Source organism: Pseudomonas sp. SAS7 (assembly GCF_052112345.1).
Lineage (GTDB): Bacteria > Pseudomonadota > Gammaproteobacteria > Pseudomonadales > Pseudomonadaceae > Aquipseudomonas > Aquipseudomonas putida_Q.
This window is the reverse complement of the sequence record NZ_JBEGGO010000001.1, coordinates 35,879-49,042: the sequence shown is the minus strand read 5'-3', so window position 1 is coordinate 49,042 and position 13,164 is coordinate 35,879. Positions and strand designations below refer to the sequence as shown.

The following is a 13,164-nucleotide window of genomic DNA, read 5'->3' as shown; positions in this document are numbered from 1 at the left end:
CGTCCCGCTTACGAGATAACAACAATGACTCAAGCCACACATCACAACGTGCAAGCGCTCACCACCTTTGTCGAGCAACTGTTCGAAAAAGCCGGTGCCGATACCGAGGTCGCCCAGGTGGTGACCCGGGTACTGCTCGAAGGTGAACTGCTCGGGCACCGTACCCACGGCCTGAACCTCGTCAGCCGCTACATCGGTGGCATGCAGGAAGGCAAGGTCAAGGCCCGTGCACAGGTACTGGAACAGGTGTCGGACAGTGGCATCGCCAGCGTGTTCGATGGCCATTACCTGTTGGGGCCTTACTGCGTCAGCCGTGCCCTGGAATGCGCGGCAAATGGTGCGACCGCGCAGGGCATCGGCATTGCGGTGGTACGCCGTGCTTCACACATTGGCTGCCTGGCCGCCTATCTCAAGCCTTTTACCGACCAGGGCCTGGTGGCCATGGTCTATTCATCGGACCCCTCGGTGGAGCTGGTCTGCGCCCACGGTGGCATCGACCCGATCTACACCCCCAACCCGATTGCTGCCGGTATCCCGACCCAGGGCGAGCCGATCCTGCTGGACGTGAGCATGTCGACCATTACCCTTGGGCTGGTCGGCCAGTGCCGCGATGCCGGCAGCCGCCTGCCGCACCCGGTACTGGTGAGCAATGACGGGCAGCTGAGCGACGACCCGGTCGATTTCTTCACCCGCCCGCAAGGCAGCATCCTGCCCCTCGGCGGCCAGGCCTTTGGCCACAAAGGCTTTGCCCTGGCGCTGCTGGTCGAAGCCCTGACGTCCGGCCTGGCAGGCCATGGGCGCAAGGATGCCCCTGAACAGTGGGGCGCCTCGGCCACTGCCGTGGTCATCGACCCGCGCTTCTTCGGCGGCCTGGAAGCGTTCACCGATGAAACCAGCTTCCTGGGCCGACTGGTACTCGCCAGCCGCCCGCTCGACCCTGCGCGCCCGGTGCGCTTGCCTGGGCAGGCTGGCCTTGCGCTGCGCCGCCAGGCCCTGCAGCAGGGCGTGAGCCTCTCGCCACAGCTGCTGGCTGACCTTGATCGCCTGGCCGGCCAACTGCAACTGCCGGCACTTTCCCAATGATGCACAGTAAGGGTACACAGATGACTGATCGATCGAACGCCAATCAACCGCTGCCGCTGAGCCAGGATGCCAGTGTGTTCGACAGCGGCAGCTGGGTAGGGCGGGTGTGGCTGGCGGACCAGGGGCCGGCGGTGGTGCTGGTGAAAGCCGGCGCGGTCTACGACATCAGCACCCACGTGGCGACTGTCTCGGCCCTGCTGGAAGTGGCCGACCCGGTGGCCTACCTGCGCGCCTTGCCGCTGGCCGAACCGCTGGTGGCGCTATCGGTGTTGCTGGACAACAGCGACCCCGCCCAGCGCGACCCGCGTCAGCCATGGCTGCTGGCGCCTGTCGACTTGCAGGCGGTGAAGGCCGCTGGCGTAACCTTCGCCACCAGCCTGCTGGAGCGTGTGGTGGAAGAGCAGGCCAAGGGCGACCCAGCCAAGGCCGATGCCATCCGTGACACCCTGGCCAGTCGCATCGGCGCAGACCTGTCGCAGATCGTGCCCGGCTCGGCCCAGGCCGAAGCGCTGCGCAAGGTGCTGGTGGAGCAGGGCCTGTGGTCGCAATACCTGGAAGTGGGCATTGGCCCGGATGCCGAAGTGTTTACCAAGGCCCAGCCGCTGTCGGCAGTTGGCCACGGTGCCGAGATCGGCATCCACCCCAAGTCCAGCTGGAACAACCCGGAGCCGGAAGTGGTGCTGGCGGTGTCGAGTGATGGCAGCATCAAGGGCGCCATGCTCGGCAACGACGTCAACCTGCGTGACTTCGAAGGGCGTAGCGCCTTGCTGCTGTCCAAGGCCAAGGACAACAATGCCTCCACCGCACTGGGCCCGCTGCTGCGGCTGTTTGACGAAAGCTTCGGCCTTGACGATGTGCGCAACGCCGAAGTGGACCTGCGGGTTGAGGGCGAGGACGGTTTCATCCTGGCTGGCCGCAGTTCCATGCGCGAGATCAGCCGCGACCCGCAAGACCTGGTGCAGCAAACCCTCAACGAAAACCATCAGTACCCCGACGGCATGGTGCTCTTCCTCGGCACCCTGTTCGCCCCCAAGCAGGACCGTGACCAGCCGGGCAATGGCTTTACCCACAAGCCGGGTGATGTGGTGACCATCAGCAACCCGCAACTGGGTACTTTGTGCAACCGCGTAACCACCAGCGACCAGGCACCGCAGTGGGCGTTTGGCCTGCGCGCGTTGATCGACAACCTCGGCCGGCGTGGCCTGCTGGAGGTTGCAGCTACCGCCCGCCAGCCTTGAGCGACACGCTGCGCAAGGGAGGGGCGCAGGAACATCGATGGATCGCCAAAGCGCTGACAGCGCTGCAACAATAATAATAAAGGTGGACACATGAACCCTATGAAGAAGTACCAGCGCATCACCGTTGTGTTCCTGCTGCTGATCGGCATCGTCAACTACCTGGACCGTAGTGCGCTGTCGATTGCCAATACCTCCATCCAGAAAGACATGATGATCAGCCCGTCGCAGATGGGCATCCTGTTGTCGGCGTTTTCCATTGCCTATGCCTTTGCCCAGTTGCCCATGGGCATGATCATCGACCGCCTGGGCAGCAAGGTCGCCCTCGGCGCCTCGCTGCTGGGCTGGTCGGTGGCCCAGGCGGCGTTTGGCATGGTCAACAGCTTTGCCGGTTTCATGGGCCTGCGGGTGTTGCTGGGCATTGGCGAGGCGCCCATGTTCCCGTCGGCGGCCAAGGCCCTGTCGGAGTGGTTCGATGCCAATGAGCGCGGCACGCCGACCGGCGTGGTGTGGTCGTCGACCTGCCTCGGCCCGTGCCTGGCGCCGCCCTTGCTGACGTTGTTCATGGTCAACTTCGGCTGGCGTGGCATGTTCATCATTACCGGCGTGATCGGTATGGTGCTGGCGGTGTGCTGGCTGACGTTCTACAAGAGCAAGGCGCGTTACCTGGCGGAACTGGAGGCCGAAGGCAAGCCGCTGCCAGCCGAACACAAGGCGCCTGTGGCCCCGGTGCAAACGCCGAAGGCTTCGTACTTCGCCGGCTGGCTGGACCTGTTCAAGCACCGCAGCACCTGGGGTGCGGTGTTGGGTTTCATGGGTGTGATCTACATGCTGTGGCTGCACCTGACCTGGTTGCCGGGCTACTTCGAGCGTGAACACGGCCTGGACCTGTACAAGACCGCCTGGGTCGTGTCGCTGGCCTACGGCTTTGGTGCGGCCGGTACAATCGTTGCCGGGCGCTTCTGCGACCGGCTGGTGAAGCGTGGCATGACTGTGCTGGGCAGCCGCAAGTTCAGCGTCATTACCGGCCTGGTGCTGGCGGCGCTGTTCACCTTGCCACTGTCGTTCGTCACCGGCCTGACAGGCTGCGTCATCCTGCTGTGCCTGGCACTGTTCAGCATCAACATGGCCAGTGCCACTGCCTGGATGATCGTCAATACCATCGTCGACAGCCAGCGCGTGGCCTCGTTTGGCTCGATCCAGAACTTCGGCGGTTACATTGCCGGCTCGGTGGCGCCGATCGCTACCGGCTTCAGCATCCAGTACTCGGGCTCGTTCACCACGGCGTTCATGATCAGTGCGGTGGTGGCGTTGTGCTCGGCGGTGGCGTACTTCCTGTTGCTGCAGGCGCCGATTGGCAGTGCCAAGGACGAAGCAGGGGAGATGGTCCCGGCAACCAAGTAGCCTGGAAACGCCACGTAATCCCTGTAGGAGCGGCCTTGTGTCGCGATGGACCGCAACGCGGTCCCAGGATTTCAGCTTCGCAGCAGAAATTGCCGGGGCTGCTGCGCAGCCCATCGCGACACAAGGCCGCTCCTACACAAAGCGCCAACGGACTGACCCACGGCTCTTGTCAGGCATGGTTATCTGTATGTATAAACAGTGCCTGTTACCGCAACCTGACCTCCGCCAGTGATCGCCCATTCCGTCGACGACCCGTTCTACTACCTGCATAACTTCCGCCAGGTAGTGCTGTGGGTCGAACAGCGCTACCAGGACCTGCTCGATGACCAGGAACTGGCCTTCATCCGTGCCTTCAATCAACTGCAAGCGCCAACCCAGGCCTTGATGGTGCGCATGGTCATGCGCAAAGGCGAGCTGTTTCGCAGCGACCGGCTCGACTACGCCGAAATCGGCGATACGGCGCTGGCGCTGCAGCCTTTGCAGAAACTCGGCTGGGTGCGGGAACCCGAGCAACTGGGCCTGGAACAGCTGTTCGCCTTGCTGCGCAAAGACGAACTGGCCCGCTGCTTCGCCCGGCAGCTGAGCCGCCCGCGTGCCGCCAAGCATGAGCTGTTGGCACAGCTGCAACCGCTGGGGCTGCTGGCCCGGTCACTGGCCGAATGGTTTCCCGACAGCGAGGTGCGCATCCTCCAGTGGTGCCTGCAACCCTTGTGCGACCGCATGCGCCTGTTGTTCTTCGGCAACCTGTACCAGGACTGGTCAGAGTTCGTCCTCGCCGACCTCGGTGTGCTGCGTTACGAGCAGGTGCCATTCAGCACGGGCTCGCGAGCCCTGCAGCAACGTGCCGAGGTCGACCTGGCCATGGCCTTGCACCAGTGCGCCGAGCGGCTGGAGCAGGGCGACGAACCCGTGTCGATTCTGGGTACCCTGCAGGGCCTGCACAGTGACAACCCGTGGCTGGCCCGCCGCCATGCGCGCCTGCAGTTCGCCCTGGGCCAGCAATGCGAGCGCCTGGGGGAGTGGGACCAGGCCATGGCAGTGTACGGCCAGTGCAGCCATGCCCAGGCACGCATTCGCCAGGTGCGGGTGCTTGAGCGCACTGAGCAGTGGCCCCAGGCCCATGCGCTGGCACTACAGCTCGCGGCGGCACCGGCCAACGCGCTGGAAGTGCAGGCACTGGAACGGATGCTGCCACGCCTGGCGCGCAAGCTTGGCGGCCCGCCACAGCGACGCCAGCGTGCCACACCGCTGGAGCTGATCGAGCTCGAGTTGCCCCGCGAGTACGCTGCGTTGGGTGTGGAGGAAGCTGTGCGTCAGCACCTGGTGCAAGAAGGTGGCCAGGCGCATTACGTGGAGAACACGCTGTTCAACAGCCTGTTTGGCCTGTTGTGCTGGGAGGCCATCTTCGCCCCTGTGCCTGGCGCATTCTTCAACCCGTTTCAGGCCGCGCCACAGGACCTGCACGACAGTGACTTCCAGCAGCGGCGCAGTGCGCTGTTCGATCTCTGCCTGGGGCGGCTCGACGATGGCAGCCATCGTCAGGCGATTCTCGAGTGCTACCAGGGCAAACAGGGCCTGCAGTCGCCGTTCGTGTTCTGGTCCATGCTCAGCGAGGAACTGCTGGAACAGGCCTTGGCGTGCTTGCCGGCTGCCCAGCTGAAACAGTGCTTCCTGCGCTTGTTGCAGGACATTCGCAGCAACCGCGCCGGCATGCCCGACCTGATCCAGTTCTGGCCCGAGCAGGGCCGTTACCGCATGGTCGAGGTCAAGGGGCCCGGTGACCGCTTGCAGGACAACCAGCTGCGCTGGCTTGAGTTCTGCAGGCAACACGGCCTGCCCGTTGCGGTGTGCCATGTGCGCTGGAGCGAAACGCCTTGAGCTACAGCGTGGCGGTGCGTGCCTTGTGCGAGTTCAGCGCCAAGGTCGGCGACCTGGACCTGCGCTTTACGCCGTCGCCCACCGCCCAGGAGGGCATCGAAGGGCATCAGCGGGTAGTGGCACGGCGTGCTGCGGGCTACGAGTCGGAAATCACCCTTGAAGGCCAGTTCGAAACCCTCAAGGTGCGAGGCCGCGCCGATGGTTATGACCCTGGCAGCAATCGCCTGGAAGAGATCAAGACGCACCGTGGCGATCTGGCGCGTCAGCCGGCCAATCACCGCCAGTTGCACTGGGCCCAGGCCAAGGTCTATGGCTGGTTGATGTGCCAGGCACGGCAATTGCCCGCCATCGAGGTGGCGCTGGTGTACCTGGACGTGGACAGCGATGACCAGACGCTGTTCAGTGAGCACTACACGGCTGCTGAATTGCGGGCCTTCTTCGAAATCCAGTGCCAGCGCTTTCTGGGCTGGGCTCAATTTCAGCAACGGCGTCTGGCCGCACGTGACCAAGGGCTTCAGGCGCTGAGCTTCCCCTATCCACAGTTCCGCCAGGGCCAACGGCAGCTGGCCGAAACCTTGTACAAGGCGGTAAGTACCGGGCGTTGCCTGATGGCCCAGGCCAGCACCGGCATTGGCAAGACCCTCGGTACCTTGTTCCCGCTGCTCAAAGCCATGGTGCCACAGCAACTGGACAAGCTGTTCTTTCTCACTGCCAAGACCCCGGGCCGGGCGCTGGCCCTCGATGCCATGCGCCAGATCACCGATGCCACGCCGCAACCTGCCTTGCGCACCCTGGAGTTGATCGCCCGCGACAAGGCCTGTGAGTACCCGGACAAAGCCTGTCATGGTGAATCCTGCCCATTGGCCGCAGGCTTCTACGACCGCTTGCCGGCAGCGCGTGAGGCTGCCGCAGCCCTGCCTTTGCTTGACCGTGCCAACCTGCGCGAAGTGGCCTTGGCGCATCAGGTTTGCCCGTATTACCTGGGGCAGGAGATGGCGCGTTGGGTCGACGTGCTGGTCGCTGACTACAACTACTACTTCGATGCGCATGCCTTGCTGTTCGGCCTCACCCAGCTCAACCAGTGGCGCGTGGCAGTACTGGTGGACGAAGCGCATAACCTGGTTGAGCGTGGACGCGGCATGTACAGTGCCAGCCTTGACCAAGGGCAGTTGCTGGCCCTGCGTCAGAGCAAACCGCCTGGGCTGGTCAGTGCGCTGGACCGCCTTAACCGGCAGTGGAACGCCCTGTATAAAGAACAGCGCGCGCCTTATCAAGCCAGCGAGTCGCTGCCAGACGGCCTGCTGCGCGCCCTGCAGCAATGCATCGGGCTGATTCAGGAGCAGATCAACCAGACGCCTGCGCAAATGGACCCGCAGGTGTTGCAGTTCTTCTTCCAGGCCTTGCAGTTCAGCCGGGTTGCCGAGCTGTTCGACGAGCACTTTCTGTTCGACATCAGCCAGCGTCAGGGCCCGCGCAAGCGTCGGCTGGCTACCCTGTGCCTGCGCAATGTCACCCCGGCACGCCTGTTGGCCCCACGCATGCAGGCGGCGCGCAGCGTGACACTGTTTTCCGCCACGTTGAGCCCGCGGCATTTCTACAGCGACTTGCTGGGCATGCCGGCCGATACCGCCTGGCTGGAAGTGGCTGCGCCGTTTCGCGCAGAGCAGCTGGAAGTACGGATTGCCAGCCAGGTGTCCACCCGTTACCAGCAGCGCCACGCCTCCCTGGCGCCGATCGTCGAGCTGATTGCCCAACAGTACGAGCGCATGCCGGGCAACTACCTGGCGTTCTTCAGCAGCTTCGAATACCTGCAGCAGGTGGCAGGGCTGTTGGCCGAGCGGCATGGGCGGATTCCCCTGTGGGCCCAGGAACCGGGGATGGACGAGGCGGCCCGCCAAGGGTTTCTTGACCGCTTTGTCGCCGATGGCAAAGGCGTCGGCTTCGCCGTATTGGGCGGCGCGTTCGGCGAAGGCGTGGATTTACCAGGCACCCGGTTGATCGGCGCGTTTGTCGCCACCTTGGGTTTGCCGCAGGTCAACCCGGTCAACGAACAGTTCAAACAGCGGCTGGGGCAGCAGTTTGGGGCGGGCTTCGATTACGCCTACCTGTACCCTGGAGTGCGCAAGGTGATCCAGGCGGCGGGCCGGGTTATCCGTGGTGACCAGGATCGGGGCGTGCTGGTGCTGATAGACGAACGCTTTGCCGAGCCCCGCGTGCAGCAGATGTTTCCGACATGGTGGCCGGCAGCCATCGTCTAGCAATCCCTGTCTCGCGCTGCCACAAATGACCGCGTCAGCCGGGCATGCCGTCTGTCTGGGCTACAACAGGAACGATGGGTTGCACTCGGCATGGGCGATCCTCGGTTCGTTCGGTAGGCCTCAATTGGGGTAAGATTACGAACCGTGCCAGTTGCAAAGCCCTTGAATATCAAGGTGATGGCACCGTTCAAGGTCCTGATGGCATGCGCGCTTGGCGCCCATTGGGACTTGTTTCCAGGTCGTTTTGACTCGCTTGAAGGTTGGCCAGGTTAGCTGCCGGCTGCCGCTTCGCTACAGGATTCACTTTTGTCCGATCTCCCTAAAAATCCGCTGCTGCAGTACATGGCCCGTCTGGCCCCATCCAGCCAGCAAACCATGCGCTACATCCTTCAGGACGCCGCCGACCGGCTGGGCTTTGTCGACTGCAATGTCGTCGACGTGCCCTGGCATCGGCTAGAGCCCGGCCACGTGATCGCCTTGGTGTCGGCCCTGCGTGCCGACGGTTACGCGCCCAACAGCTCGTCGCTGTACGTCAACGCCATTCGCGGGGTGATGAACGAGGCCTGGCGCCAGGGCCTGATCGACCATGAGCAGCTGTTGCGCATTCGCGAGGTCAAACCGGCCACTGGCAGCCGCCTGCCGCCAGGGCGCAATCTGCGCCGCAGCCTGATTCGTGAACTGATGGATGTGTGTGCATCCGACCCGCGGCCGCAGGGGGTACGCGACGCGGCGATCATCGCCTTGCTGTACGGCACCGGCATGCGCAAGTCGGAGTCGGTGGACATCGACCTGGCCCAGGTCGATTTCGAGGCGCGCAGCCTGCAGGTGGTTGGCAAGGGCAACCACCAACTGATCAAGTACGCACCGCCATGGGCATTCGAAAAGCTGCAGGCGTGGCTGGACTTGCGCCGTCAGGACCTGCCGGCAGGGGCAGAAGACGACTTGTTCCTGTTCAACCGCATCCGCCGCGGTAGCCACATTACCCGGGCGCGTATCACCAAGCATGCGATTTACTACATTGCCCGCCAGCGCGGTGCGCAAGTGGGGGTGAAAATCATGCCGCACGACTTCCGCCGGGCGTTCATCACCCGGGTGATCGAAGAGCACGACCTGTCGATTGCCCAGAAGCTGGCGCACCATGTCAACATCCAGACCACAGCCATCTATGACCGGCGTGACGACAACGAACGTAGGCGTGCGGTCGACCGTTTCGATTACTGAGGTTTGATGTTTTGGGGCCGCTTTGCGGCCCTTCGCGGGCACGCCCGCTCCCACAGGTATAACACGGGCCTCCAGGCGCAGATTAACCTGTGGGAGCGGGCGTGCCCGCGAAGGGCTGCAAAGCGGCCCCTTTTGCACTTCTGCCGGCACCGAAACAGGGCCGACCCACGCCCCCGCTTTGTGCGACATCCTCCCGTATGCCCGATGCCAGAGCGGCCGTGGCAAAAGTTTCATTTGCCTTCACCTGCGGAGTTGGCCCGCAACCTGCTATATCCAGCCTGCGAATTTGATCGAGTGGTCAGGCCGCGCGTGCTAGCTGCTGCCCGCGCCGGACCCTCTAAACGGCCAGCAGGCCACGGATTTCAGGGGCCGCAGGATGTCGCTCGCGGAGCAGATCGAACAACAACAAGACGATGCAGGCTGGAGCGCCCACCTGCAGTTGCGCTTTGTCAGGCGCGACGATGTGACCCGCCTTGGTGCGCGGAGGCATTTCGGACCTCTTTTGGTGCAGCGGCCTTTCTACCCGGAAGGTGCACCGTGCCATGTCTATGTACTGCACCCGCCGGGTGGCATCGTCGCCGGCGACCGCCTTGACCTGGATATCCATCTGGAACCCGGCAGCCATGCGCTGCTGACCATGCCCGGTGCCAGCAAGTTCTACCGCAGTATCGGCCCCACCGCGCGGCTGACCCAACGTTTTCAGCTGGCCGCCGGCAGCACCCTGGAATGGCTACCGCAAGACAGCATCTTCTTTTCCGGCGCCCGCGCCAGCCTGCACAGCCGTTTCACCCTCGAACCCGGGGCGCGCCTGCTGGCCTGGGAAACCCTGTGCCTGGGGCGCCCTGTGATGAACGAGCGTTTCGAGCAGGGCGCTCTGGACAGTCGTTTGCACATCGAATTACCCGACGAAGTCGGCCTGCATGAACGCCTGCGTATCGAAGGCGGGCGCCTGGACAAGCTCGGCGGCCACCCGCTGCTCGCTACGTTCTGCGCGGCACCCGCCGACCAGGCGGTACTGGAGCAGGTGCGGCCACTGCTCGACGAACTGGCCAACCCGGCCGGCGCGACCCTGCTGGGGTCGTTGCTGGTTATCCGTGTGCTTGACCATGACAACCAACACCTGCAACGCACCCTGCAACGCCTGTGGCATGTGCTGCGCCCGGCCGTCCTCGGCCTGCCAGCCTGCCCACCGCGTATCTGGGCTACCTGAGAGAGCGCCATGGAGCTGACCCCGAGAGAGAAAGACAAACTGCTGCTGTTCACCGCCGCATTGCTGGCGGAACGGCGCCTGGCCCGTGGCCTTAAGCTCAATTACCCGGAGGCCGTGGCGCTGATCAGTGCTGCCGTGCTGGAAGGCGCCCGCGATGGCCGCACCGTTGCCGAACTGATGAGCCAGGGGCGCGAAGTGCTGACCCGCGAGCAGGTGATGCCCGGCATCGCCGAAATGCTCCACGACGTGCAGGTCGAAGCGACCTTCCCGGATGGTACCAAGCTTGTGACCGTGCATGACCCCATCGTCTGAAACAGCCCAGGAGCCCCGCATGATCCCAGGTGAAATCCAGGTCGCCGCTGGCGACATCGAGCTGAACAGTGGCCGCGAAACGGTCAGTGTCAGTGTGGCCAACCACGGCGACCGGCCGGTGCAGGTCGGGTCGCACTACCATTTCTACGAAGTCAACGACGCGCTGGTGTTCGACCGTGCGCCAACCCTGGGCTTTCGCCTGGATATCCCGGCCGGCACCGCCGTGCGTTTCGAGCCGGGCCAGGCGCGCACCGTGCAACTGGTGGCCTACGCCGGCAAGCGTGAAGTCTATGGCTTCCAGGGCAAGGTGATGGGCCCGCTGGAGGGCAGGGTATGAGCCGTATTTCCCGCCAGGCTTATGCCGACATGTTCGGGCCCACCGTGGGCGACCGTGTGCGGCTGGCCGACACAGCGTTGTGGGTAGAGGTGGAGAAGGACTACACCATTTACGGCGAAGAGGTGAAGTTTGGCGGCGGCAAGGTCATCCGCGACGGCATGGGGCAGGGGCAGATGCTGGCCGCCGAGGCCATGGACCTGGTGCTGACCAACGCCCTGATCATCGACCACTGGGGTATCGTCAAAGCCGACATCGGCATCAAGCACGGGCGCATCGCAGTGATCGGCAAGGCCGGCAACCCGGATGTGCAGCCGGGCGTCAACGTACCGGTGGGCCCCGGGACCGAAGTGATCGCGGCCGAGGGCAAGATCGTCACCGCCGGCGGTGTCGACTCGCATATCCACTTCATCTGCCCGCAGCAGGTGGATGAGGCCCTGAACAGCGGCGTCACCACCTTTATCGGCGGCGGCACCGGGCCGGCCACCGGCACCAATGCCACCACCTGCACGCCCGGCCCCTGGTACCTGGCGCGCATGCTGCAGGCCGCCGACAGCCTGCCGATCAACATCGGTCTGCTGGGCAAGGGCAATGCCTCGCGGCCGGAAGCGCTGCGTGAGCAGATAGCGGCCGGTGCGGTGGGCCTGAAGCTGCATGAGGACTGGGGCTCGACCCCGGCGGCCATCGACTGCTGCCTGGGCGTGGCCGAGGAAATGGACATCCAGGTAGCGATCCATACCGACACCCTCAACGAGTCCGGTTGTATCGAAGACACCCTCGCGGCCGTCGGCGACCGCACCATCCATACCTTCCACACCGAAGGTGCCGGCGGTGGTCACGCGCCGGACATCATACGCGCTGCGGGGCAGGCCAACGTGCTGCCATCCTCGACCAACCCGACCCTGCCGTACACGGTAAACACCGTGGACGAGCACCTGGACATGCTCATGGTCTGCCACCACCTGGACCCGAGCATCGCCGAGGACGTGGCCTTCGCCGAATCGCGCATCCGCCGCGAAACCATTGCTGCCGAGGACATCCTCCACGACATGGGTGCCTTTGCCATGACCTCGTCTGATTCCCAGGCCATGGGCCGGGTCGGCGAAGTGGTGCTGCGCACCTGGCAGGTTGCCCACCAGATGAAGCTGCGCCGTGGGCCTTTGCCGCCAGACACGGCCTACAGCGATAACTTCCGGGTCAAACGCTACATCGCCAAGTACACCATCAACCCGGCGCTGACCCACGGCATCGGCCACGAAGTGGGCTCGATAGAGGCGGGCAAGCTGGCCGATCTGGTGCTGTGGTCGCCGGCGTTCTTCGCGGTCAAGCCGGCCCTGGTGATCAAAGGCGGCATGATCGTCACCGCGCCCATGGGCGACATCAATGGCTCTATCCCCACGCCGCAGCCGGTGCACTACCGGCCGATGTTCGGCGCCCTCGGCGCTGCACGGCATGCCACGCGCATGACCTTCCTGCCCCAGGCGGCAATGCACCGCGGCCTGGCCGAAGAGCTGAACCTGCGCAGCCTGATTGGCGTGGTCAACGGCTGCCGCCGGGTGCGCAAGCCGGACATGGTCCACAACACCCTCCAGCCGCTGATCGAAGTCGATGCGCAGACCTATCAGGTGCGTGCCGATGGCGAATTACTGGTTTGCGAACCGGCCAGCGAACTGCCGCTGGCCCAGCGTTACTTCCTGTTTTGAAGGAGCACCCATGATTGTCTTGAACCGCCGTATCACCGACCCCGGCACGCTTGCTGTAAGCGGCACCGTCACCCTGGACGTGGACAGCCGCATCAAGAGCCGCCTGCGGGTCACCCTGGACGATGGGCGCGAAGCCGGGCTTATGCTCGAGCGCGGCCACCTGTTGCGTGGCGGTGAACTGCTTGCCGATGCCGAAGGCAGCCAGCTGATTCGCGTACTGGCGGCGCCCGAGGCCGTGTCGACGGTGCGCTGCGCCGATCCGCACCTGCTTTGCCGTGCGGCCTATCACCTGGGTAACCGCCACGTGCCCCTGCAGATCGAGCCTGGCCTGTTGCGCTTCCAGCATGACCATGTGCTGGACGACATGCTGCGTGGCCTGGGCCTGACGGTAGAAGCGGAACAGGCACCATTCGAGCCTGAAGCCGGGGCGTATCAGAGCGCACCGCACGGCCACAGCCATGCCCACGGCCACGATCACCCGTTCGTGCGCCTGCCTGCCCATTCCTGAACTGCCTTGGAGCAACCT

Annotated in this window: 11 protein-coding genes; all 11 read left to right on the top strand. The window is 64.3% G+C overall.

Annotated features, from left to right (window positions below; all coding sequences use genetic code 11):
* Positions 1-24: 24 nt before the first annotated feature.
* On the top strand, positions 25-1,083 hold the full coding sequence (locus ABI582_RS00245; protein ID WP_442118017.1) for an Ldh family oxidoreductase: 1,059 nt from the start codon (positions 25-27) through the stop codon (positions 1,081-1,083).
* A gap of 20 nt (positions 1,084-1,103) precedes the next feature.
* Positions 1,104-2,321 carry a fumarylacetoacetate hydrolase family protein gene (locus ABI582_RS00240; protein WP_442118016.1) on the top strand — a complete coding sequence of 406 codons (1,218 nt, stop codon included), beginning with the start codon at positions 1,104-1,106 and terminating at the stop codon, positions 2,319-2,321.
* 99 nt (positions 2,322-2,420) lie between these two features.
* Positions 2,421-3,722: an MFS transporter gene (locus ABI582_RS00235; RefSeq protein WP_442118420.1), complete on the top strand. Its 1,302-nt coding sequence runs from the start codon at positions 2,421-2,423 to the stop codon at positions 3,720-3,722.
* A gap of 228 nt (positions 3,723-3,950) precedes the next feature.
* Positions 3,951-5,600 carry a VRR-NUC domain-containing protein gene (locus ABI582_RS00230; RefSeq protein ID WP_442118015.1) on the top strand — a complete coding sequence of 550 codons (1,650 nt, stop codon included), beginning with the start codon at positions 3,951-3,953 and terminating at the stop codon, positions 5,598-5,600.
* On the top strand, positions 5,597-7,858 hold the full coding sequence (locus ABI582_RS00225) for an ATP-dependent DNA helicase (RefSeq protein ID WP_442118014.1): 2,262 nt from the start codon (positions 5,597-5,599) through the stop codon (positions 7,856-7,858). Before ABI582_RS00230 ends, ABI582_RS00225 begins: the two co-directional genes overlap by 4 nt.
* Positions 7,859-8,164: 306 nt before the next feature.
* A complete protein-coding gene (locus ABI582_RS00220; RefSeq protein ID WP_338747207.1) occupies positions 8,165-9,079 on the top strand; it encodes a site-specific integrase in 915 nt (304 codons plus the stop codon).
* Positions 9,080-9,455: 376 nt separating this feature from the next.
* On the top strand, positions 9,456-10,289 hold the full coding sequence (locus ABI582_RS00215; protein WP_174369434.1) for an urease accessory protein UreD: 834 nt from the start codon (positions 9,456-9,458) through the stop codon (positions 10,287-10,289).
* A 9-nt stretch (positions 10,290-10,298) separates the two neighbouring features.
* A complete protein-coding gene (locus ABI582_RS00210; RefSeq protein WP_016486440.1) occupies positions 10,299-10,601 on the top strand; it encodes an urease subunit gamma in 303 nt (100 codons plus the stop codon).
* 19 nt (positions 10,602-10,620) lie between these two features.
* Positions 10,621-10,938: an urease subunit beta gene (locus ABI582_RS00205; RefSeq protein WP_063423948.1), complete on the top strand. Its 318-nt coding sequence runs from the start codon at positions 10,621-10,623 to the stop codon at positions 10,936-10,938.
* Entirely contained in the window at positions 10,935-12,638 is a 1,704-nt protein-coding gene (gene ureC / locus ABI582_RS00200; RefSeq protein WP_442118013.1) for an urease subunit alpha, read from the top strand. Before ABI582_RS00205 ends, ureC begins: the two co-directional genes overlap by 4 nt.
* Before the next feature lie 10 nt (positions 12,639-12,648).
* Positions 12,649-13,146 (top strand): urease accessory protein UreE, encoded by a 498-nt coding sequence (ureE, locus tag ABI582_RS00195; protein WP_442118012.1) that lies wholly within the window; start codon positions 12,649-12,651, stop codon positions 13,144-13,146.
* The last annotated feature ends 18 nt before the right edge of the window (positions 13,147-13,164 follow it).

Bases quoted from the DNA above. Each gene is read 5' to 3' on its own strand.
- ABI582_RS00245 (WP_442118017.1), top strand. From the start codon at position 25: ATGACTCAAGCCACACATCACAACGTGCAAGCGCTCACCACCTTTGTC.
- ABI582_RS00240 (WP_442118016.1), top strand. From the start codon at position 1,104: ATGACTGATCGATCGAACGCCAATCAACCGCTGCCGCTGAGCCAGGAT.
- ABI582_RS00235 (WP_442118420.1), top strand. From the start codon at position 2,421: ATGAAGAAGTACCAGCGCATCACCGTTGTGTTCCTGCTGCTGATCGGC.
- ABI582_RS00215 (WP_174369434.1), top strand. From the start codon at position 9,456: ATGTCGCTCGCGGAGCAGATCGAACAACAACAAGACGATGCAGGCTGG.
- ABI582_RS00210 (WP_016486440.1), top strand. From the start codon at position 10,299: ATGGAGCTGACCCCGAGAGAGAAAGACAAACTGCTGCTGTTCACCGCC.
- ABI582_RS00205 (WP_063423948.1), top strand. From the start codon at position 10,621: ATGATCCCAGGTGAAATCCAGGTCGCCGCTGGCGACATCGAGCTGAAC.
- ureC (WP_442118013.1), top strand. From the start codon at position 10,935: ATGAGCCGTATTTCCCGCCAGGCTTATGCCGACATGTTCGGGCCCACC.
- ureE (WP_442118012.1), top strand. From the start codon at position 12,649: ATGATTGTCTTGAACCGCCGTATCACCGACCCCGGCACGCTTGCTGTA.